This window comes from Burkholderia sp. SR8 (genome assembly GCF_052851275.1).
In genome coordinates this window covers 192658-212298 of the sequence record NZ_JAULUC010000003.1, presented here as the reverse complement: position 1 = coordinate 212298, position 19641 = coordinate 192658, and the positions used below count along the sequence as shown (strand labels likewise).

Here is a 19641-nt window from a genome sequence, read left to right as displayed (position 1 = left end):
GCCGGGTCGTTCATCGGGCGGCCGTCGTGTCGATTGCTGCCGAGCGTCGACGGGCCGCCGCGTTCGAGTTCGTGGCGGGGGCGAAGCCGTAACGGACGAGCACGCGCTCGCGACGGGTGGGTCGTTCGTTCGGCCGTCGCGTCGTGTCGCGTCGACTGCTGCCGAATCCGGCGGCAAAGCCGTCGCGCGGAAATCTGCCGGCCATTCTTCCTGTCCGGTCGATCGCATGTGCTCTTCACGTGCGTCGAAGCCTCGCACCCACACCGTGAAAGCCAGCGCCATGAGACCGGACAGCATCATCATGACGAGCGGCTGCTGACCTGAATCCGCGAGCGATCGGCACCGCCGCACCAACGCACTACCGTGCCCGCACCGACACGAACTTCCGCGCGTTGTCGCGCTGGATCAGCACGGCGATCACACCGCCCTTCGCTTCGAGCATCGGCACGTCGTCCGGCGTTTCGAGCAGCGTGTCGTTGAGTTCGAGCACGACGTCGCCCGGCCGAATACCGGCCTTCGCCGCCGGCCCGTGCACCGCATCGACCATCATTCCGACCGCAAGACCCGTCGATCGCCGTTCGGCATCGCTCAGCGGATGCATCGTCAGCCCGAGCCGGTCGCCGGAGTCGGCCGGTCGGGCGGCAGCCATCGTCACGCCGGCGGCAGCAGCGGTGCCGACCGTGCCCGCGGTAGCCGCCGTACCTACGGCGCCCGCACTGCCCACGCCACCCGCGCCACCCGCTACGGCCGCGTTGTCGATCGCATCGCCGGTCGCCTCGCCCGTTCCGGCCCCCGTGACCGTCAGCACCATCGGTATGCGATTGCGAATCAGCCGCAGCGGCACCTTCGCGCCCGGCGGCAACGCGGCGGCCAGGTCGTTCAATTCGGACGACCGGCCGATCGGTTTGTCGCCGAATTTCACGATCACGTCGCCGGCCTTCACGCCGGCCGCGGCCGCGGGCGAGCCGGGATCGACGCCGTTGACGAGCGCGCCCGCCGGACGCGGCAGGCCGAACGCGGCGGCCAGCCCCGCCCCCACATCCTGCACGTCGACGCCCAGCACGTTGCCGGACGATGCGCGCTGCGCCTGCGCATTGGCCCGCATCTGCGCCTGTACCTGCGCTCGCACCTTCGTCGCGAGGGCGATCGGAATCGCGAACGTCGTGCTCGCGTAGCGGTCGGCGCCGGTGTAGACCTGCACCGCGATGCCGATCACGTCGCCCGCGCGGTTGAACACGGGGCCGCCCGAATTGTCCGGATTCACCGCGATGTCGGTCTGGAAGAACGGAAACGCGCTGCCGTCCGGCAGCGGATGCGCCGTCGCGCTGACGATGCCGGCCGTGACCGTGTTGCCGGAACCGTCCGGCGCACCGAGCGTCATCACCGGTTCGCCGGCGCGCACCCGCGACGAATCGCCGATGCGCACGACCGGCAGCTTCGTCGCGTCGACGTGCAGCACGGCGACGTCGGTCTGCGGATCGACGGCCAGCACCGTCGCCTTCAGGTCGCGACGATCGGCCAGCCGCACGGTTACGTCGGTTGCATCGGCGACGACGTGCGCGGACGTCAGGATCAGCCCGTCCGCACTGACGATGAAGCCCGAGCCGCTGCCCGCGATCGCGCGCGGCGACGCATCGGGCGCCGGTGCCTGCGGGCCCTGCATCGACGGCGGCGGCGCGCCGCGCCGGAAGAACGCGGCGAGCGGATCGTCGGGATCGAGGATCGCAAAGGACGGGCCGCCGGCCTGCTGATCGGGCGCGGCGGTCATGACGGTCACGACCGCCGGGCCGTAACGGTCGACGATCGCCGGGAAGTCGACCGGCATCGCGTAACGCGGGGCGACCGGACGCTCCTTCGCGACAGGCGGTGCGGCGGGTGGCGCGACGGTCGCGGCAATGGTGGATGGCGGCAACGACAAAAAGGCGGCAAACACATTCCCGATCAACGCGGTGCGAAGCACGGCGCGAGCAAGCGTCTGGCGAACCACGGCGCACCTCCCTGGGCAGTCGCGGCGCCAACCGGCGCAACACGCGCGGACGCCCGACAAGCACTGGTACACCTCTCCATTTATAGTCCACGCCGCGTCGCGGACGATACGACTCGAAACCCGCATGCCGCGCCGCCGCGCGGCGGCTGAACCGCGAGCGCGCGCCTTCCGGACAAAGTCCGCGGTTCGTCAATCCGAACATCCACTGCACGGCGAACGCAATTCCTCGTGTTCACGTGCGCCGATCGACATGACGAAACCGTCTGCGTGAAGCGCGCGTTTTACGGGTCAATGCCTGTTCAGCGGAGCGACCTGCTCGACCGATGCCGACACGACGCTCAGCACGTGGCGCACGACTTCCTCTTCCGTCATTCCGGAATCCAGGTACGCGCGCACGCTCATGGACCGGGGCTGACGGGACCCGTATTCCTCGTCGACGATGTAGATCTTCGCCGTGTCCGTACCCTCCGGCAAAAATATCTGGACGGTTCGATTGCCGACGACCCTGCACATGCTCAAGGAACCCATCTTGCGTCTCCGGTCATTTGGTAATGGACAAAGTATGCGCGGGAACGACGGGCGTAATTCACCTATAAGCGCGTACTTTCGGCTTCCCTGTCGGTAAATTCGCCCTCGTGCCGTACTTTTTGACTTGCTTGCCCCGGCCAGTATCCGCGCGTCCTGCCGCACGCGCGGCATGGCGTTCGGGGCCCGCCGAGCATCGCGGGCAGGTCGACGAGGGGCAGTTCATCAGCCATGCTGACGGTCATCCCGCTGTGCCGGCGCACGGAATACGCTTGACAGCAGCAACATCGCCGCGTATCGTGCGCCACTGAAGTTTTCAAGAAGCGCGATAGCTGCTCGTCACCGACCGCCCCGCCGCGGTACTCGTTGTTCTCTCCCTCCTTGACCTTTTCCGTGCCCCGTCCGGCGGCTCGTCACTCTGCACGCGTGCTCGATGGATCTTCGTGAATCGGCTTTTCGGCCGCATTCCGAACGTCCGACGTAAAACCGCGTGCTGCGTCTGCGAGCCAGCCTGCCGGGCCGACCGCTGTTCGGCGACATTCGCCATAACAAAAGGAATCCTGACTATTTGTCGGCCGCCGGCTGCGCGTGCGCCATTGCCGCCGTCCGTGGTCGAACCGTTGTAGCACCATGCAAACACTTACTATCAAACATTACTGCGGCTATGCCGTGTCGCCCTCCGCCCATCGCCTTCCGGATGGCAGTTTCTCGTCCAACCTGACACTTCGCCGCACCGGGCCGCGCACCGACGACGCGCTGTACGAGTTTTATTCGCTCGATTACTTCAACAACGAGGAAGCGGCGCTGCGTCACTCCGACGCCTGGGCGCGCAACTGGATCGACGCCCGCGGCTGAACGCCCTGCCATTCGGGTCGAGACATCGCACGCCGGATCTTCGTCCGGCACAGCGACACGCGCGGCCAACCCGCGCCCGCCACACCTGCCGAGACACGTCGCCGTGACACGTCACGGCAACCGCAAAGAAATCGGCGCGCAGCGTGCAGATGCGCGTATGATGAATTTGACTTGCCTGCCAGCGGCCCACTACCGCGCCCGCTATCGCCCCTTACCGTATCGCCCCCGTCCTCTCGCTCACCTCGACGTTCGTTGCGCGTCGCCGCGAGCCGGAATTCAACCGTAACTGGAGACGAAAAACATGAGCCGGTACTGCGATGTGGAGCGCGAACTGATCCATATTCGAGGCGCGATCGGGCAACTCGAGCAAGCGCAACACGCGTTCACCAACAGATCGGCGGTCAGCGATCCTTCGTATTGGCGCGTCAGGCTCGATGGCCTTCGTGCACGATCCGAGCGACACGCGGGGCTCGAAAGGCAGGTCGACGAACTGGTCGTCCGACTCGAGCGCATCCGCGATTCGCGCGTTCGCAAATAGGGATCCTCAAGTCAGCACGTCCACAACCAGATCGATCCGGCATCCCTGTCGCTTCGGCGTTGCGCATTCGGCACGTCGCGAAACGAGATCGCCCCGGACGTTGGAGCAACATCATGATCGACACCGGCCCGACCAGCACGTTTCGGCATCTGCCCCTTACGCTCGAACAAGACGCGGAAATCCGGCACTACATCAAGCGGAAAAAGCAACGCAGCGAGCCCTGGGACACCGCCGAGCTGGCGACGATGCTCGCGGACATGCTCGATCCTCCCCCGAACGACGACGAGGAGCCGGTAGCCGACGTCGACGGCGCGAGGCTGGCATGCGAATATGCATTGGCGTCGGTCGACGAGGCGATGGAGTCCTTTGCCGCGAGCGAAGAACGACTTGCGGCGATGGAAGCCGAGGCAATGAAACGCCCGCAGCGATAGTGCGGCATGCGCGCCGAGCACACGACTCGATACCCAACCGCATCGCGTTGCATCCGTTCCGCGCGGATGTCCGTCTTGACGGAAGATCGAGCGCCACAGGTTTCACCGGCTCAACACGAACACCCCGAACAATCGGAGCCCGCATGGAAATCGATCGCCATTCCGTTCCCTGCTATCTCGTCCTTCGGGCTGGGTGGCCGCCGTATGTGCTGAATGCGGACCGTCTGGTGCTCCGTCGCGATGCGAGCCCGCTGCTGCGGGCGTTCGCGCGAGCGCGCGGCAGCTTCGCCCATGTCGACGATGCCGACTGGAACCTGTTCTCCGCTGCGGAAGGCCTGTCGACCGTGGAGCGTCGGGAGACGGGGTGTTATTCGTTGATCACCGGAACCGAGACCGAGCATCAGTTGCGCTTGCTGTCGGCGCTTTGATGCTTCATCGGAAAGGGCGATGTGCGCACGACGCGCATGACACTGCGCGAACGCCGCATGTACCGACCCCGGATCAAAGCGCTTGACGCAGTCATGGCCGAGGCGTAGCGTCGGTCAGTGAAGTATTCAAGAAGCGATTGCTGCTCATCATCGACCGCGGCCCGCGGTATTCGTTGTCCTCTCCCTCCTTGATTCTTTTCCCGCGTCCATGCGACGCGCACATGATCGTCCATCGGCAGGAGCGCTACATGGATACCGGTACCGTCAAGTGGTTCAACGACGCCAAGGGCTTTGGCTTCATCACGCCCGACAGCGGCGGCGACGACCTGTTCGCACATTTCTCGGAGATTCGCGGCGACGGCTTCAAGACCCTCGCCGAAGGCCAGAAGGTCAGCTACGAAACGAAGAGCGGCCCCAAAGGCCTGCAGGCGTCCAACATCACGCCGCTGTAACCGCGCGCCTTCCACCGGCGCGTTCGCGGTGCGGCACGTCATTGCGGTCGCTGCGTCATTGCACACGCAGCGCCGCGCCGCGACAGTCGCGCGGCTCGATCGAGGCGACGGATCGCGGTCCATTCACCGTCTTCGCGAGCGAATCCGGTCATTGCCCTGCGGCGGGCCAGCACACCCGGCTACGCCAGCAACAGGAAATTCCGCACCACCGCCGACGGATCATCGCGCCGCGATGCAATCGCGAGTTTCGCGCGCAGCGCGTCGCCTGCGACCGGCCGGTACACGACGCCCGCGACCTGCACCTGCGTGATCGCCTTCGGCACGATCGACACGCCGAGGCCGGCCGCGACGAGCGTCACCGCCGACGCGATCTGCGGCGCCGGCTGCGCCATCCGCGGCTCGAAGCCCGCGGCATTGCATGCGGCGACGATATCGTCGAACAGCGCGCTGCCCGCTTCGCGCGGCACCTGCACGAACGCCTCGTCGGCGAGCGCCGCCAGTGCGATCCGGCGCCGCTGCGCGAGCGGATGCGCGACCGGCACCGCGACGAACATCGGCTCTTCGTCCCAGTCCGCTGCCACCAGCGTATCGGCGATACGACGCTCCGGGCGCACGATCGCGACATCGAGGCGCCCGGCCTCGAGCGCTTCGAGCAGCACGCCGGAGGTTGCCTCCTGCAACGTCAGCTCCGCATCCGGAAACGCTTCGCGAAACCGGCGAATCAGATCGGCCACTTTCGAATTGAACGCCGCCGTGCCGGTAAAGCCGACGCGAAGCTGCCCGATTTCGCCGCGCGCGGCGCGCCTGGCGGCTCGCGCTGCTCGCTCCGCGTCGTCGAGCACGCGCCGCGCCTCTTCGGCGAACACTTCGCCGGCCACGGTCAGCTCGGCGCCGCGTGCGGTGCGCTTGAACAGTTCGACGCCGAGCTCGTTCTCGAGCGCCTTGATCTGCTGGCTCAATGGCGGCTGGCCCATGCCGAGCGTCTCCGCCGCCTTCGTGAAGTTCGATGTGGCGGCAACGGCCAGAAAGTATCGGAGATGCCGAAGTTCCATGCGCGAAGTGATCTCGATTCAAGGGGATGAGCGGCAGCAGCGGCCCGCGACCCAGTGGAAAAACGTATCGCTACGGTTTCTTTCATATATTGGACATATGTTTGCGCGTGCGCAAGAATTCGGGTATTCCCTGACCCAACGGGTGCATACCATGTCTTCTCCTGCGATTTCGCCCGCCGCGACGCGCGCGGCCGGCGCCGCCGCCGACGCGCTGCCCGCCGGCGTGTCGCCGCGCTCGGCCGCGTACAAGCGCATCGCGCTCGCGCTGTTCCTCGCCGGCTTTTCCACTTTCTCGCTGCTGTACTGCGTGCAGCCGCTGCTGCCTGCGTTCGCGCGCGAATTCGGTATCGGCGCGGCGTCGAGTTCGCTGTCCCTGTCGCTGTCGACCGGAATGCTCGCGGTGTCGATCCTGTGCGCCGGCGCGCTGTCGGAGCGCGTCGGACGCCGCGGACTGATGTTCGCGTCGATGACGCTGGCCGCGGTGTTCAACCTGCTGGCCGCGATTTCGCCGCACTGGAACGGGCTGCTCGTGTGGCGCGCGCTCGAAGGATTCGCGCTCGGCGGCGTCCCGGCGGTTGCGATGGCCTATCTGGCGGAGGAAATCGCCGCCGACGGGCTCGGCCTGTCGATGGGGCTCTATGTCGGCGGCACCGCGTTCGGCGGCATGATCGGACGGATCGGGATGAGTGCGCTCGAAGAGTATTTCTCGTGGCGCACCGCGATGCTGACGATCGGCGTCGTCGATCTCGTCGCGGCGATTGCGTTCGTGATGCTGCTGCCGCAGTCGCGGCGCTTCGTGAAGCGGACCGACCTGACGCTGCGCCATCACTTGCGGCTGTGGAACGCGCAGCTGCATCACGCGCGGCTGCCGTTCGTGTTCGCGATCGGCTTCCTCGTGATGGGCGCGTTCGTGACCGTGTACAACTACGCCGGGTTCCGGCTGACCGCCGCGCCGTTCAACCTGAGCGCGACCGCCTGCGGGCTGATCTTCGGCGCCTACCTGTTCGGGATGGTGGCGTCGTCGAGCGCGGGCGCGCTTGCCGATCGGCTCGGACGCGCACCCGTGCTCGTCAGCGGCATTCTCGTGTTCGCGGCCGGCCTCGCGTTGACGCTGTCGCATTCGCTCGTCGCGATCATCGTCGGGATCGTGCTGATCACGATCGGTTTCTTCGTCGCCCATGCGGTCGCGAGCGGCTGGGTCGGGCATCTCGCCGGTTCCGCGAAGGGGCATGCGGCTTCGCTCTATCTGCTCGCCTATTACGTCGGATCGAGCGTGCTCGGCTCGGTCGGCGGCGCGTTCTGGCAACACGGTGCGTGGCGCGCGGTGGTCGCGTACGTGACGGTGCTGCTCGTGCTGTGCCTGGTGGCGGCGCGGACGATCATGCGGGCGGAACGCGGGCGGTGAACGGTTCACGATGCGCCGCATCGGCCTGCAAGCAGTAGCCCGGCTCATTGCGGCGATGCACCGATCGCCGCAGGGGTTCACCGACTGTCGGCCGGCGTATCGCGCCGGCGCGACACGAATCAACACGAATCAATCGTCTCCGACCCGCCGCGCGATCGCCGACAACGTCCGCAGCATCGGCGCGAACGCGTCGGCCGACGTATTGCCGAACCCGAGCACGAGCCCGTTCGCCGCGGACGTCGCATGGATCGAAAACCCCGACAGCGGAAACGGCCCGATCCCATGCTCGCGCGCCGCTTCGACGATCGCGCGGTCGCGATAGCACGCCGGCAGCCGCAACGCCAGATGCAATCCGCACGGTCCGCCCTCGACCTGGTGCGGCACGGTGAACGCGTCGTCCAGCGCGGCGAGCAGCGCGCGCCGCCGATCGCGATACAGCCGGCGCATCCGTCCGAGATGCCGGCCGTATTCTCCCGTCTCGATGAAATCGGCCAGCGCGAGCTGCACGTGGCGCGTGCCGCCGCGCAGCATCTCAGGCAGCGCAGGCCGCACCGCGGCCAGCAACGCGTCCGGCAGCACGAGGAAGCCGATCCGCAGCGCCGGAAACATCGTCTTGCTGAACGAGCCGAGATAGACGACCGGCGAATCGGCCGCGAGCCCGTGCAGCGCGCCGATCGGCTCGCCGGTGTGACGGAACTCGCTGTCGTAGTCGTCCTCGATGATCCACGCGCGATGCCGGCGCGCGGCGTCGATCAGCGCGAGCCGGCGCGAGATCGACAGCACCGCGCCGGTCGGAAACTGGTTCGACGGCGTCGTATAGACGAGCCGCGGCGTGCGTTCGCGCCAGTCCGCGTCGTCCGCGCGCAGCCCTTCCGCGTCGACCGGCATCGGCACGACGTCGAGATCGGCCGCCTGCATCGCGCTGCGTGCGCCGCGATAGCCGGGCTCCTCGACCCACACCGTATCGCCGGGGTTCGTCAGCAGTTGCGCGCATAGCGCGATCGCGCCCTGCGCGCCTTCGGTGATCACGATCTGTTCGGGATCGCAGCGCACGCCGCGCGTCACGGCCAGATGGCGCGCGATCGACTCGCGCAGCGCCCGCTCGCCGAGCGGATCGCCGTACGCGAGCAGGTCGCGGCCGGCGCGGCGCAGCGCGCGGTCGATCGCGTGCCGCCATGCGTCCACCGGGAAATGCGACAGCGCGGGCACGCCCGGACGGAAACCGTCCGACTCGCCGGTGCCGATCAGACTCGGACGAATCCGGCCGAGCCGTTGCGCGACGGCCGGCGGCGCAGCGCGCCGGCGCGGCGCGGCCGGCCGCGACAGCCCGACCACGCGCGTGCCGCGACGATCGGATTGCAGGAAACCTTCGGCGACGAGCTGTTCGTACACGGCTGCCGTCGTGTTGCGCGACACGCCGAGCGTCTCGGCCAGCGCGCGCGTGCCGGGCAGCCGCGTGCCGGCCGGCATCGCGCCGCCGAGAATCGCGTCGCGCACGCGGCGCAGCAGTTGCCGCTGCAGCGAAGGCGCACCGGCCGTGCGGGCGAGCGGCGCATCGAGCGGCAGCAGCGGCGCGGCGCCGGAAGGAAGGGCAGTCGTCATCGGAGTATCGCGGCTCGGAAATCCTGGTGTAAGGCACCACCGGCATGGCCGTTGCGTGGCACCATAAATTTGCCATAGTCTGGCGCTTTTCATGGTACCTCGCCGCGGCTACGATCGTCTGCATGCCGGCATGTCGCCGGCCGCCAACCGAAGCGAGATCGACCTTGTCCACGCTTACCAACGACTTCCAGCAGCCGATCGGCCGCCCCGTTCCCGACTGGTCCGCGCGCCCGCGCCCGGAGCGCATCGTGCTCGAAGGCCGCTACTGCCGCCTCGAACCGCTCGACGCCGACCGCCATGCGGCCGACCTGTACGCCGCGTACGCGCAGGCGCCCGACGGCAGCGACTGGACCTATCTCGCGCACGGGCCATATGCCGACGAGTCGAGCTACCGCGACTACGCACGCGGTGCGGCGGCGAGCACCGATCCGCTGCACTACACGGTGATCGATCGCGCGACGAACCGCGCGGTCGGTACGCTCGCGCTGATGCGCATCGATCCGGCCAACGGCGTGATCGAGGTCGGCTCCGTCACGTTTTCGCCGCTGCTCAAGCGCACGCCGATTTCGACGGAAGCGCAGTACCTGCTGATGAAGTATGCGTTCGACGCGCTCGGCTACCGGCGCTACGAATGGAAGTGCGACGATCTCAACGAACCGTCGCGCAAGGCGGCCGCCCGGCTCGGCTTCCGTTACGAAGGCACGTTCCGGCAGGCGATCGTCTACAAGGGCCGCAACCGCGACACTGCATGGTTCTCGATCGTCGACGGCGAATGGCCGGACGTGCGCGCAGCGTTCGAAGCATGGCTCGCGCCGGAGAACTTCGATGCCGCCGGCGCGCAGCGCGAATCGCTCGTCGCGCTCCGCCACGCGCAGTCGCGAGCGCGCGACGCGGCCGGCCGCGCGGACGATGCGACGCGCGTCACGGTCCGGCCGCTCGTGGCCGCCGACGAAGCCGCATGGCGCCCGCTGTGGCGGGACTATCAGACGTTCTATCAAACCGCGCTGAGCGACGCCGTGTTCGCGACGACATGGGCGCGGCTGATGGATCCCGCCGAACCGATGTTCGTGCTGGGCGCGTTCGACGCGTCCGGTACGCTGGTCGGCATCGTGCACGCGATCTACCACCGCTCGTGCTGGACCGAAGGGCCTTACTGCTATCTGCAGGACCTGTTCACGGCGGCCGACGCGCGCGGCCAGGGCGCCGGCGGCGCGCTGATCGAGGCCGTGTACGAGCGGGCCCGCGAAGCCGGTGCGAGCCGCGTGTACTGGCTCACGCACGAAACCAATACGACCGCCCGCGCGCTGTACGACAAGCTCGCGAACAATGCCGGGTTCATCCAGTACCGGAAGGACCTGAAGTAACGCGGCAGCGTCGGCCGGGTTATCGGCGTCGAGTTCGTTACGCCGGACGGTGCTGGGTGGTGCGTGCGCTGTCGGTCGCCGTCGGTCGCTGTCGGTCGCTGTCGGTCGCTGTCGGTCGCTGTCGGCCGCCGTCGGCCGCCGTCGATCGCCGTCGGTCGCCGTCGGTCGCCGTCGGTCGCCGTCGGTCGCCGTCGGTCGCCGTCGGTCGCCGTCGGTCGCCGTCGGTCGCTGTCGGTCGCCGTCGGTCGTCGTCGGTCTCTGTCAGTCGCCGTCAGTCGCCGTCAGTCGCCGTCAGTCGCTGTCAGTCGCCGTCAGTCGCTGCCGGTCGCAGTCGCGCGCACTCGGGCGCTGCCAAGCGGCCGCCGAGCGCTGTCGGGCAGAAGGATTTCACGTCGAAAGACTGCGTAACCGCGTCGCGATTCGGCCCGCCACGTCGGCTACATCCGCAACGTCGTGGCCGGCGTCCGCGCCCACGCCCGGGCGGCCACCTGCCGCACCCGGCACCGACGCCGGGCAGATCATCTCGTCGGCATTGGCCGGCACGGGCCGCCGTACCGGCCGGAACACCTGCTCGCCCGGCTCGATCGGGCGCCCCGAAATCGCGCAGCGCCCGGCCCTCTGCGCGACCCGCAAGCGCCAGCGTTGCTCGCCGTAGTGGCAGCGGCCGCTCTCGACCCAGCGCACCAGCAATCCGTCGTCGCCGGCTTCCAGCACGGTGACGAACAGTTGCGGCCGCAACGGCGACAGCGCCGCGGCACCGCGCGGCCGCTCGCGGCCAGAACCCATCAGGCTCGCGAGGGCTGCAACCGGATGCGCGTCGCGATCGGCACCGGGCGACGGCATCGCGCCTTGTACGTCAGGTACGTCCGATACGTCCGGCGCGTCGAATGCCGACGCGGCGCACGACAAGTCTTCTTCGCAGATCAGGCTATCCATGATGTCCGGCAGGTTTGACGAAGGGTTGAGGCGGGTCGGCCCGCGGCGCTCGGCGCCGATCCAGCGGTTCGCGCAGCAGTGCAGCGCCGGCCGCCGCGCCGACTGCCGTGGCGACGAGCATCAATCCGATGCCGCCCGACCAGCCGAACGCGTGACGATCGCGCCGCTCGCCAGCGGCTCGCTCACCTGGCCCGGATAGCTGACGTGCACGACCCAGCGATGTTGAGCGGCACAAGCGCAGGTGCCCTGGCGCGAATTGCGGTGCGTCCGCGCAGATCATCCCGGGCAGCATCCCGGCGCCGTCACGCACCCCGCACGATCGGACTGCCGCAGATGATACAAATTGAAGTTCACTTCAAGTAAAGGGGGAACTTGCGCAACGATGCGTTTCGCCGATCGTCGCAATGGTCCGCGACGACGCTGCCGACAGCGACACCGACCGCCCGCGCAGACCGGACCCGTCGACCGAGCCGCGCGTCTCGCTTTTCGTCTCATACCGGTGAGACGAACGTCCCGGCGTCTCACCACGGCGAACCCTCGCAATCGCAGCAATTTCCACGGGTCTTAGACGAAGCACCGTGTGACTCCAACGCCAGGCAGCCTGCTGCACCGCACACCATCCGCTCGCCTCCGTCGCCGCCCGAGCGCGCATGCGGGGCTGGCCCCGTTCCTGCATATCGGTCGCTCGCGCATTCGCGCGACGGACGCGCCGGCCCCTCGCCGCGCGCCCGACGACAACCTACGGAGACAGCAACGTGAGTACACCGGCACTGAACACCGCTCCCAGCATGAAGGCCGCCGTCTGGCACGGCCGCAACGACATCCGCGTCGAACAGGTTCCCGTTCCGGCGCACCCGCCGGCCGGCTGGGTCCAGATCCGCGTGCACTGGTGCGGCATCTGCGGCTCGGACCTGCACGAATACGTCGCCGGCCCCGTGTTCATCCCGGTCGATGCGCCGCATCCGCTGACGGGCCTGAAGGGCCAGTGCATCCTCGGCCACGAGTTCAGCGGCGAAATCGCGGCGCTCGGCACCGGCGTGTCGGGCTTCGCGGTCGGCGACCGCGTGACGGCCGACGCATGCCAGCATTGCGGCACCTGCTGGTACTGCCGGCACGGGCTCTACAACATCTGCGAGAACCTCGCGTTTACCGGGCTGATGAACAACGGCGCGTTCGCCGAATACGTGAACGTGCCGGCCGAGCTGCTGTACAAGCTCCCCGACAACTTCCCGACCGAGGCCGGCGCGCTGATCGAACCGCTCGCGGTCGGGCTGCACGCGGTGAAGAAGGCCGGCAACATCGTCGGGCAGACCGTCGTCGTGGTCGGCGCCGGCACGATCGGCCTGTGCACGATCATGTGCGCGAAGGCCGCGGGCGCCGGCCGCGTGATCGCGCTGGAAATGTCGGCCGCGCGCAAGCAGAAGGCGCTGGAGGTCGGCGCGACGGTCGTGATCGACCCGAAGGCGTCCGACGCGATTGCGGAAGTCAACGCGCTGACGGGCGGCTACGGCGCCGACGTGTCGTTCGAATGCATCGGGCACACGGCCACCGCGCAGCTCGCGATCGACGTGATCCGCAAGGCCGGCAAGTCGGTGATGGTCGGCATCTTCGAGGAGCCGACGTCGTTCAACTTCTTCGACATCGTGTCGACCGAGAAGGAAGTGATCGGCTCGCTCGCGTACAACGGCGAATTCGCGGACGTGATCCGCTTCATCGCGGACGGCCGCATCGACGTGCAGCCGCTGATCACCGGACGCATCGCGCTCGGCGACATCGTCACGCACGGCTTCGAGGAGCTGGTCAACCACAAGGACCGCAACGTGAAGATCATCGTGCAGCCGGCGACGACGTGACGACGCCTGTCCCTGGAACGATCGGCGCGTGACGGCCGAGGCGCATGACGGCCGGGCGCCGCAGCAGGCGCTCCCGGCCCGCCGTCACCCGTCGCCGCCGGGCCGCCCCGCGTGTGCGGCCCGGCCCGCGTGCCCGCCCGCTCTCGACCCGCGCACGACGGCGCCACCCGCCACACGCAGGATCGGACTTCGATATACTCGAAGCGACCTCACCGCCGCGCGCCGCCCGCGCGCCCGCTTCCGTGAAACCACGAGCCGGCCTGATCCTCGAACTCGTCGTCAACCTGCTGCTGCCCTGGGTCGCGTACCGGGTCGCGCACCCGTATTTCGGCGAAACCGGCGCGCTGTACGCGTCGGCGGTTCCGCCGATCGTCTGGTCCATCGTCGAATTCATTCGCTCGCGGCGCGTCGATGCGGTGGCCGCCGTCGTGCTGCTCGGCATCGCGCTGTCGATCGCCGGGATGGCGCTCGGCGGCAGCACGCGCACGCTGCTGATGCGCGAATCGCTGGCGTCCGGCACGATCGGCGTCGTGTTCCTGCTGTCGCTGTTCCGCGATCGCCCGCTGATCTTCTATCTCGCCCGCGCGACGGTCGCCCGCGAAATGACCGGCGGCGCCGCCCGTTTCGAGACGGTGTGGGCCGAGCAGCCGGGGCTGCGCCAGATGCTCAGGCTGATGACGTTCGTGTGGGGCGCGTGCATGACGCTGGAGATGCTCGCGCGCCTGTGGATGGTCGTCACGTGGCCCGTCGAGCGCGTGCTGGTCGTGTCGCCGATCATGGGCTACACGGTGTTCGGCACGCTGATGGTGTGGACCTTCTGGTACCGGCGGCGCATGCGCGAGCGCAACAGCGTCGACATCCCGACCCGCGACGGCGTCACCGAGATCGCCGGCCGCTAACCGGTAGCCCTGCCCGTCGCGCACGTTCGGGCCGGCGGCATGTCACGGCCGCTGGGGTATGATGCGCGGCGTTTCGTCTGCCCGATGCGTTGCCCCATGTCTCTTTCGCTTCTCCCGTGTGCCACGATCTGGCTCGCGCTGTTCGCGGCCGCCGCGTTCGCATGGCAGCGTCCGCTGCACGGCCTGAGCATCGCCGTCGCCGTGCTCGGCTACGCGGGCGCGCTCGCGTTCGGCAAGCTCGACCCGATCGTGCTCGCCCCGCTCGCGCTGCTCGCGGCGGCCGGCTGGGGCGTCGCGCCCGGCCGCCCGCTCGCGGTGCGGATCGGCGCGCACGTCGCGTTTGCCGCGCTCGCGATCGCGCTGAGCCTGCACCTGCTCCCGGGCTTCCACAATCCGCGCGTGATCGAGCCGACGCGTTTCACGCCGGACGCCGTGCCGTTCACGATGTACCTGAATTTCGACAAGCCGCTGGTCGGTCTGTGGCTGCTGTGGGCGTTGCCGTGGGTCGCGCCGGACGTCCCGCCGGCGCGCGCGCTGCGCACCGGCGCCGTGGCGGCCGCTGCAACGGCGGCCGCGTGCCTGGCCGGCGCACTCATGTTCGGGATGGTCGGCTGGGCGCCGAAATGGCCGGCGTCGGGCTGGATGTGGCTCGCCAACAACGTGCTGCTCGTGACGCTCGCCGAGGAAGCGCTGTTCCGCGGCTACGTGCAAGGCGGGCTCACGCGCGTGCTCGGCCGGTTCGAATGGGGGCCGTGGGTCGCGCTCGCGACCGGCGCGGTGCTGTTCGGCGCCGCGCACGCGGCCGGCGGCTGGCACTGGGTCGTGCTCGGCACGGTGGCCGGCGTCGGCTACGGCCTCGCGTGGCGGCGCGGCGGTCTGCTCGCGTCCGCGCTCGCGCACGCGGGGCTGAACGTCATCCACTTCGGGCTGTTCACCTACCCGATGCTCGCCGCCGCGCGCTGAACGCCGGGCGCCGCGCGCCGCGCGCCGCCGCGGCATGCCGCGGGCCGCTTCGCTCGTCAATTGAAGCCGGCCACCGCGTGCGGCACGTACGGGCCTTCGAGCGCCGCGATTTCGTCGTCGGTCAGCTTCAGCTGCAGCGCCCCGAGCGCGTCGTCCAGATGGTGCGGCTTCGAGATGCCGACGATCGGCGCGGTGATCCCGCGCTTGTGCGCGACCCACGCGAGCGCGACCTGCGCACGCGGCACGTTGCGCGCGGCGGCGATCTTCGCGACGGCGTCGACGATCGCGCGGTCGGCATCGGCCGTCGCGTCATAGAGCCGCTGCCCGACGTCGTCGCTCTGCTGCCGGCCGGTCGACTCGTCCCAGTTGCGCGTGAGCCGGCCGCGCGCGAGCGGGCTCCACGGGATCACCGCGATGCCCTCCGCCTCGCACAGCGGCAGCATTTCGCGTTCTTCCTCGCGATACAGCAGGTTCAGGTGGTTCTGCATGCTGACGAAGCGCGTCCAGCCGTGCTGCTTCGACGTGTACAGCGCCTTCGCGAACTGCCACGCGAACATCGACGACGCGCCGATGTAGCGCGCCTTGCCGGCCTTCACGACGTCGTGCAGCGCCTCGAGCGTCTCCTCGATCGGCGTGCCGTAGTCCCAGCGGTGGATCTGGTACAGGTCGACGTAATCGGTGCCGAGCCGCTTCAGGCTCTGGTCGATGTCGGTCATGATCGCCTTGCGCGACAGCCCCGCGCCGTTCGGCCCCGGCCGCATCCGGTAGAACACCTTGGTCGCGATCACGACGTCGTCGCGCTTCGCAAAGTCGCGCAGCGCGCGACCGACGATCTCCTCGGACGTGCCGTCCGAGTACATGTTCGCGGTATCGAAGAAATTGATGCCGGCCTCGATCGCACGCTGGATGATCGGGCGGCTTTCCGCTTCCGGCAGCGTCCACGGATGCGTGCCGCGCGACGGCTCACCGAACGTCATGCAGCCCAGCACCAGTTTCGACACGTCCATCCCGGTCGACCCGAATTTCACGTATTCCATCGCATGCCTCGCCATTGAAGTGGGATTGCGGCCGGAGCCGCGTCGCGGTTCGGTGCGCCGTGCACGAACGCCGCGCTGCATCCGCCGGACGTCGCATGGTATCCCGCGGCGCGCAAACGCGTATCGGCGGCCGCCGGTCATCCGGCCGGGCCGGGCAGACGCTCGGGAACCGCAGGTTTGATGCGCCGAAGCCCGGCTTCGACAGGCACGCCGACGGGCCGTGCCGCGGCGAACGCGCGCACGCGCTGCGCGACGCCGCGCCGGGCCGCGCGCCGAAGGACGAACGGGTTACTTGATCTGGTCGGCGAGCGGCTGCAGGAATTCCGAGAAGCCGGCCAGCATGATCTGCACGCCGATGCACAGCAGCAGGAACGCGGACACGCGCTTCGCGACCTTGGTGCCTTCGGTGCCGAGATAGCGCGACAGCAATGCGGCACGGCTGTAGGTCAGCCAGATCACGACCGCGACGAGCGCGGACACCGCGATCGACACGATGCTCGACAGCATGAATTCCGACAGTTTGTGCGTGCGGTTCGCGTTCAGCGCGATCGCGGTGGCGATCGAGCCGGGACCGACCGTCAGCGGCATGGTCAGCGGAAAGAACGCGCGGGTCATGATCGCGTTCGCGTCGATCGGCTTGATCGGCGTATCGCCGCCGGCCGCCGGCCCGTCGGGCTCGTTCAGCATCTGCCAGCCCGCGACGGCGACCGCGAAACCGCCGCCGATCCGCAGCGCTTCCATCGAGATCCCGAAGAAATGCAGCACCGGCGTACCGGCGAAGAACGCGACCAGCAGCACGATGAACGCGTTGAACCCGACCTTCTTCGCGAGCAGGTCGCGCTCGTGCTCGGTCAGCGCCTCGGTGCGTTCGAGAAACAGGAACGCGATGCCGATCGGATTGATGATGCCGATCAGGCCGGTGAAGCCGAACAGGATCTCGGAGATAAGGCGATTGACGATCATCGGGGCGAAGAGACGGTCGGGGCTGGGCCGGCAACAGTCGGGCTGGGCCGGGGGTCACGCATTGTAGTGCAAGCGCCCGCGCCCGAGACGCAAATCGCGGCCCGCGCCCGCCGGGCCGCACCGCCGCCCTATTCCGCGGCCGGCTCCCACGTCGGCGGCCGCTTCGCGAAGAACGCGGCGAAGCCCTCCTTCGCTTCCGGCGTCGCGCGCACGCGCGAGATCGTCTGCGCGGTGAACGCCGCGCGTTCGTCCGACGGCGGATACTCGCCGATCGCGTCGAAGAAGCGCTTGATCTCCATCAGCGCGTTGGGCCCGTTGCGGCTCAGCTCGGCGAGCGTCTTGTCGAGCGCGGCATCCAGCGCGTCGATCGGCACGGCCTGGTGGATCAGCCCGATCGCGACGGCGTCGGCGGCCGCGAGCTGCGTCGCGGTCAGCGCGAGCCGGCGCGCCTGGCGCTGGCCCACCGCTTCGACCAGATACGGGCCGATCACCGACGGCAGGATCCCGAACCGCGCCTCGCTGACCGAAAAGCGCGCGTGATCGCTCGCGATCACGATGTCGCACGCCGCGCACAGGCCGACGCCGCCGCCGAACGCGTGACCCTGCACGCGCGCGACCGTCGGCTTCGGGCACTGCCGGATCGCGCGCATCATCGCGGCGAACCGCTCCGCGTCGCGCAGGTTCGCAGCCGCGTCGTTCGCGCTCGCGCGCTGCATCCACTGCAGGTCGGCGCCCGCGCAGAACGCGCGGCCGTCCGAGCGCAGCACGATCGCGCGCACGTCGTCGCGCCGGCCGAGCGTCGTAAACGCGTCGGTCAGCTCGGCGATCATCGTCTCGTCGAACGCGTTGAGCACGTCGCCGCGCTGCAGCGCGACGGTCGCGATGCCGCGCGCATCGACGGCCACGGCCAGGGTCTTCAATCCATCCATCGAACAGGTTTCCTCACGGTAGAACAGGGAATGGCGCAAACGCACGACTCAGGCGGCCTGCCGGCGGTCGACCACGCGCCGCGCCTTGCCGGTCGCGCTCGCCGGAAGGCCGCCCGCGGGGAGCACGGTCACGCCGGCCGACACGCCGATCATCGTCTTGATCCGGTGCTGCAGCTCGCGCGCGATCGCCGCGCGATCGCCGTCGGTCATCCCGGCGGCGGCTTCGGAGCGCAGTTCGACCGCGAGGTCGAGCCGGTCCATGTGGCCGTCGCGCGAGATCGTGACCTGGAACAGCCCCGATAGCTTCGGCTGCGCGACGACGATTTCCTCGATCTGGCTCGGGAACACGTTCACGCCGCGCACGATCAGCATGTCGTCGGAGCGGCCGGTGATCTTCGCGAGCCGGCGCATCGCGCGCGCGGTCGGCGGCAGCAGCGCGGTCAGGTCGCGCGTGCGGTAGCGGATCACCGGCATCGCCTCCTTCGTCAGCGACGTGAACACGAGCTCGCCCTGGCTGCCGTCGGGCAATACTTCGCCGGTGACCGGGTCGACGATCTCCGGATAGAAATGGTCTTCCCAGATCACCGGGCCGTCCTTCGTGTCGACGCATTCGCACGCGACGCCCGGGCCCATCACTTCCGACAGCCCGTAGATGTCGAGCGCGTCGATCCCCACGCGCGTCTCCACTTCGTCGCGCAGCGCCTGCGTCCACGGCTCCGCGCCGAAGATGCCGATCTTCAGCGACGACTCGGCCGGGTCCATCCCCTGCCGCACCATCTCGTCGATCAGGTTCAGCATGTACGACGGCGTGACGAGGATGATCTTCGGCTCGAAATCGCGGATCAGCTGCACCTGCTTTTCCGTCTGCCCGCCCGACATCGGCACGACCATGCAGCCGAGCCGCTCCGCGCCGTAATGGATCCCGAGGCCGCCGGTGAAGAGCCCGTAGCCGAACGCGTTGTGCAGCGTGTCGCCCGGGCGGCCGCCGGCCGCGCGGATCGAGCGCGCGGTCACGTTCGCCCACGTGTCGATGTCGCGCGCGGTGTAGCCGACCACCGTCGGCTTGCCCGTCGTGCCGCTCGACGCGTGCACGCGCACGACCTGCTCGCGCGGCACCGCGAACAGGCCGAACGGGTAGTTGTCGCGCAGGTCGTTCTTGGTCGAGAACGGGAATTTCGCGAGATCGGCGAGCGATTTCAGGTCGTCCGGGTGCACGCCCGCCGCATCGAACGTGCGGCGATAGTGCGCAACGTTGTCGTACGCGTGGCGCAACGACCACTTGAGGCGTTCGAGCTGCAGCGCCTGCAGTTCGTCGCGGCTGGCGGTCTCGATCGGGTCGAGGGCGGCGGCAGGATGCGTCGGGTGGGTCATCGGGTGCTCCTCCAGTGGAGTGATGTCGTTGTCGTATTCGAAGTAGCGGGG

At 68.8% G+C, this 19641-nt stretch carries 19 protein-coding genes; 10 read left to right on the top strand and 9 right to left on the bottom strand.

Going from position 1 to position 19641, the window contains the following annotated elements; translation table 11 throughout:
• Positions 1–358 precede the first annotated feature (358 nt).
• Together Q3A80_RS05145 and Q3A80_RS05140 are read right to left on the bottom strand one after the other, a co-directional pair.
• The gene (locus tag Q3A80_RS05145; protein ID WP_446327988.1) at positions 359–1987 is read right to left on the bottom strand and encodes a trypsin-like peptidase domain-containing protein; all 1629 of its coding nucleotides are present in this window, start codon (positions 1985–1987) and stop codon (positions 359–361) included.
• A 288-nt stretch (positions 1988–2275) separates the two neighbouring features.
• Positions 2276–2515, bottom strand: a complete 240-nt coding sequence (locus Q3A80_RS05140) for a hypothetical protein (RefSeq protein ID WP_446327987.1) — start codon at positions 2513–2515, stop codon at positions 2276–2278.
• A 627-nt stretch (positions 2516–3142) separates the two neighbouring features.
• Here Q3A80_RS05140 and Q3A80_RS05135 point away from each other — a divergent pair.
• The 5 genes from Q3A80_RS05135 to Q3A80_RS05115 all read left to right on the top strand — a co-directional run bounded on the left by Q3A80_RS05135 (position 3143) and on the right by Q3A80_RS05115 (position 5216).
• The gene (locus tag Q3A80_RS05135; RefSeq protein ID WP_446327986.1) at positions 3143–3367 is read left to right on the top strand and encodes a hypothetical protein; all 225 of its coding nucleotides are present in this window, start codon (positions 3143–3145) and stop codon (positions 3365–3367) included.
• A 301-nt stretch (positions 3368–3668) separates the two neighbouring features.
• Positions 3669–3905 (top strand): hypothetical protein, encoded by a 237-nt coding sequence (locus Q3A80_RS05130; protein ID WP_446327985.1) that lies wholly within the window; start codon positions 3669–3671, stop codon positions 3903–3905.
• A 113-nt stretch (positions 3906–4018) separates the two neighbouring features.
• Positions 4019–4336: a hypothetical protein gene (locus Q3A80_RS05125; protein WP_446327984.1), complete on the top strand. Its 318-nt coding sequence runs from the start codon at positions 4019–4021 to the stop codon at positions 4334–4336.
• A 143-nt stretch (positions 4337–4479) separates the two neighbouring features.
• Positions 4480–4764 carry a hypothetical protein gene (locus Q3A80_RS05120; RefSeq protein ID WP_446327983.1) on the top strand — a complete coding sequence of 95 codons (285 nt, stop codon included), beginning with the start codon at positions 4480–4482 and terminating at the stop codon, positions 4762–4764.
• Between the two features lie 248 nt (positions 4765–5012).
• Positions 5013–5216, top strand: a complete 204-nt coding sequence (locus Q3A80_RS05115; RefSeq protein WP_264257273.1) for a cold-shock protein — start codon at positions 5013–5015, stop codon at positions 5214–5216.
• Between the two features lie 179 nt (positions 5217–5395).
• Here Q3A80_RS05115 and Q3A80_RS05110 read toward each other — a convergent pair whose 3' ends face one another.
• On the bottom strand, positions 5396–6268 hold the full coding sequence (locus Q3A80_RS05110) for a LysR family transcriptional regulator (protein ID WP_446327982.1): 873 nt from the start codon (positions 6266–6268) through the stop codon (positions 5396–5398).
• Between the two features lie 151 nt (positions 6269–6419).
• On the opposite strand from Q3A80_RS05110, the gene Q3A80_RS05105 reads away from it, so the two are divergent.
• Entirely contained in the window at positions 6420–7673 is a 1254-nt protein-coding gene (locus Q3A80_RS05105) for an MFS transporter (protein WP_446327981.1), read from the top strand.
• 129 nt (positions 7674–7802) lie between these two features.
• Here Q3A80_RS05105 and pdxR read toward each other — a convergent pair whose 3' ends face one another.
• A complete protein-coding gene (pdxR, locus tag Q3A80_RS05100; protein WP_446327980.1) occupies positions 7803–9275 on the bottom strand; it encodes a MocR-like pyridoxine biosynthesis transcription factor PdxR in 1473 nt (490 codons plus the stop codon).
• 164 nt (positions 9276–9439) lie between these two features.
• Between pdxR and Q3A80_RS05095 the strand changes: the two genes are divergently transcribed.
• Entirely contained in the window at positions 9440–10639 is a 1200-nt protein-coding gene (locus Q3A80_RS05095; RefSeq protein ID WP_446327979.1) for a GNAT family N-acetyltransferase, read from the top strand.
• Positions 10640–11026: 387 nt separating this feature from the next.
• Here the strand turns inward: Q3A80_RS05095 and Q3A80_RS05090 are convergent, their stop codons facing one another.
• Positions 11027–11587, bottom strand: a complete 561-nt coding sequence (locus Q3A80_RS05090) for a DUF3331 domain-containing protein (RefSeq protein ID WP_446328134.1) — start codon at positions 11585–11587, stop codon at positions 11027–11029.
• A 776-nt stretch (positions 11588–12363) separates the two neighbouring features.
• On the opposite strand from Q3A80_RS05090, the gene Q3A80_RS05085 reads away from it, so the two are divergent.
• The 3 genes from Q3A80_RS05085 (at position 12364) to Q3A80_RS05075 (ending at position 15290) form a co-directional block, all read left to right on the top strand.
• On the top strand, positions 12364–13428 hold the full coding sequence (locus Q3A80_RS05085; RefSeq protein ID WP_446328133.1) for a 2,3-butanediol dehydrogenase: 1065 nt from the start codon (positions 12364–12366) through the stop codon (positions 13426–13428).
• A 242-nt stretch (positions 13429–13670) separates the two neighbouring features.
• Positions 13671–14327: a VC0807 family protein gene (locus Q3A80_RS05080; RefSeq protein WP_446327978.1), complete on the top strand. Its 657-nt coding sequence runs from the start codon at positions 13671–13673 to the stop codon at positions 14325–14327.
• A 96-nt stretch (positions 14328–14423) separates the two neighbouring features.
• A complete protein-coding gene (locus Q3A80_RS05075) occupies positions 14424–15290 on the top strand; it encodes a CPBP family intramembrane glutamic endopeptidase (protein WP_446327977.1) in 867 nt (288 codons plus the stop codon).
• 56 nt (positions 15291–15346) lie between these two features.
• On the opposite strand, the gene Q3A80_RS05070 is transcribed toward Q3A80_RS05075, so the two are convergent.
• From Q3A80_RS05070 to paaK, 4 genes are all read right to left on the bottom strand, one after another.
• Entirely contained in the window at positions 15347–16327 is a 981-nt protein-coding gene (locus Q3A80_RS05070; RefSeq protein WP_446327976.1) for an aldo/keto reductase, read from the bottom strand.
• Positions 16328–16615: 288 nt separating this feature from the next.
• Positions 16616–17290: a MarC family protein gene (locus Q3A80_RS05065; protein ID WP_446327975.1), complete on the bottom strand. Its 675-nt coding sequence runs from the start codon at positions 17288–17290 to the stop codon at positions 16616–16618.
• Between the two features lie 128 nt (positions 17291–17418).
• Positions 17419–18219 (bottom strand): enoyl-CoA hydratase-related protein, encoded by an 801-nt coding sequence (locus tag Q3A80_RS05060; protein WP_446327974.1) that lies wholly within the window; start codon positions 18217–18219, stop codon positions 17419–17421.
• A 48-nt stretch (positions 18220–18267) separates the two neighbouring features.
• On the bottom strand, positions 18268–19590 hold the full coding sequence (gene paaK / locus Q3A80_RS05055; RefSeq protein ID WP_446327973.1) for a phenylacetate--CoA ligase PaaK: 1323 nt from the start codon (positions 19588–19590) through the stop codon (positions 18268–18270).
• Positions 19591–19641 lie beyond the last annotated feature (51 nt).

Excerpts from the sequence above, each read along its gene's own strand:
- Q3A80_RS05140 (WP_446327987.1), bottom strand. The coding sequence starts at position 2,515 with ATGGGTTCCTTGAGCATGTGCAGGGTCGTCGGCAATCGAACCGTCCAG.
- Q3A80_RS05135 (WP_446327986.1), top strand. The coding sequence starts at position 3,143 with ATGCAAACACTTACTATCAAACATTACTGCGGCTATGCCGTGTCGCCC.
- Q3A80_RS05130 (WP_446327985.1), top strand. The coding sequence starts at position 3,669 with ATGAGCCGGTACTGCGATGTGGAGCGCGAACTGATCCATATTCGAGGC.
- Q3A80_RS05125 (WP_446327984.1), top strand. The coding sequence starts at position 4,019 with ATGATCGACACCGGCCCGACCAGCACGTTTCGGCATCTGCCCCTTACG.
- Q3A80_RS05120 (WP_446327983.1), top strand. The coding sequence starts at position 4,480 with ATGGAAATCGATCGCCATTCCGTTCCCTGCTATCTCGTCCTTCGGGCT.
- Q3A80_RS05115 (WP_264257273.1), top strand. The coding sequence starts at position 5,013 with ATGGATACCGGTACCGTCAAGTGGTTCAACGACGCCAAGGGCTTTGGC.
- Q3A80_RS05110 (WP_446327982.1), bottom strand. The coding sequence starts at position 6,268 with ATGGAACTTCGGCATCTCCGATACTTTCTGGCCGTTGCCGCCACATCG.
- Q3A80_RS05105 (WP_446327981.1), top strand. The coding sequence starts at position 6,420 with ATGTCTTCTCCTGCGATTTCGCCCGCCGCGACGCGCGCGGCCGGCGCC.
- pdxR (WP_446327980.1), bottom strand. The coding sequence starts at position 9,275 with ATGACGACTGCCCTTCCTTCCGGCGCCGCGCCGCTGCTGCCGCTCGAT.
- Q3A80_RS05085 (WP_446328133.1), top strand. The coding sequence starts at position 12,364 with ATGAAGGCCGCCGTCTGGCACGGCCGCAACGACATCCGCGTCGAACAG.
- Q3A80_RS05075 (WP_446327977.1), top strand. The coding sequence starts at position 14,424 with ATGTCTCTTTCGCTTCTCCCGTGTGCCACGATCTGGCTCGCGCTGTTC.
- Q3A80_RS05070 (WP_446327976.1), bottom strand. The coding sequence starts at position 16,327 with ATGGAATACGTGAAATTCGGGTCGACCGGGATGGACGTGTCGAAACTG.
- Q3A80_RS05065 (WP_446327975.1), bottom strand. The coding sequence starts at position 17,290 with ATGATCGTCAATCGCCTTATCTCCGAGATCCTGTTCGGCTTCACCGGC.
- Q3A80_RS05060 (WP_446327974.1), bottom strand. The coding sequence starts at position 18,219 with ATGGATGGATTGAAGACCCTGGCCGTGGCCGTCGATGCGCGCGGCATC.
- paaK (WP_446327973.1), bottom strand. The coding sequence starts at position 19,590 with ATGACCCACCCGACGCATCCTGCCGCCGCCCTCGACCCGATCGAGACC.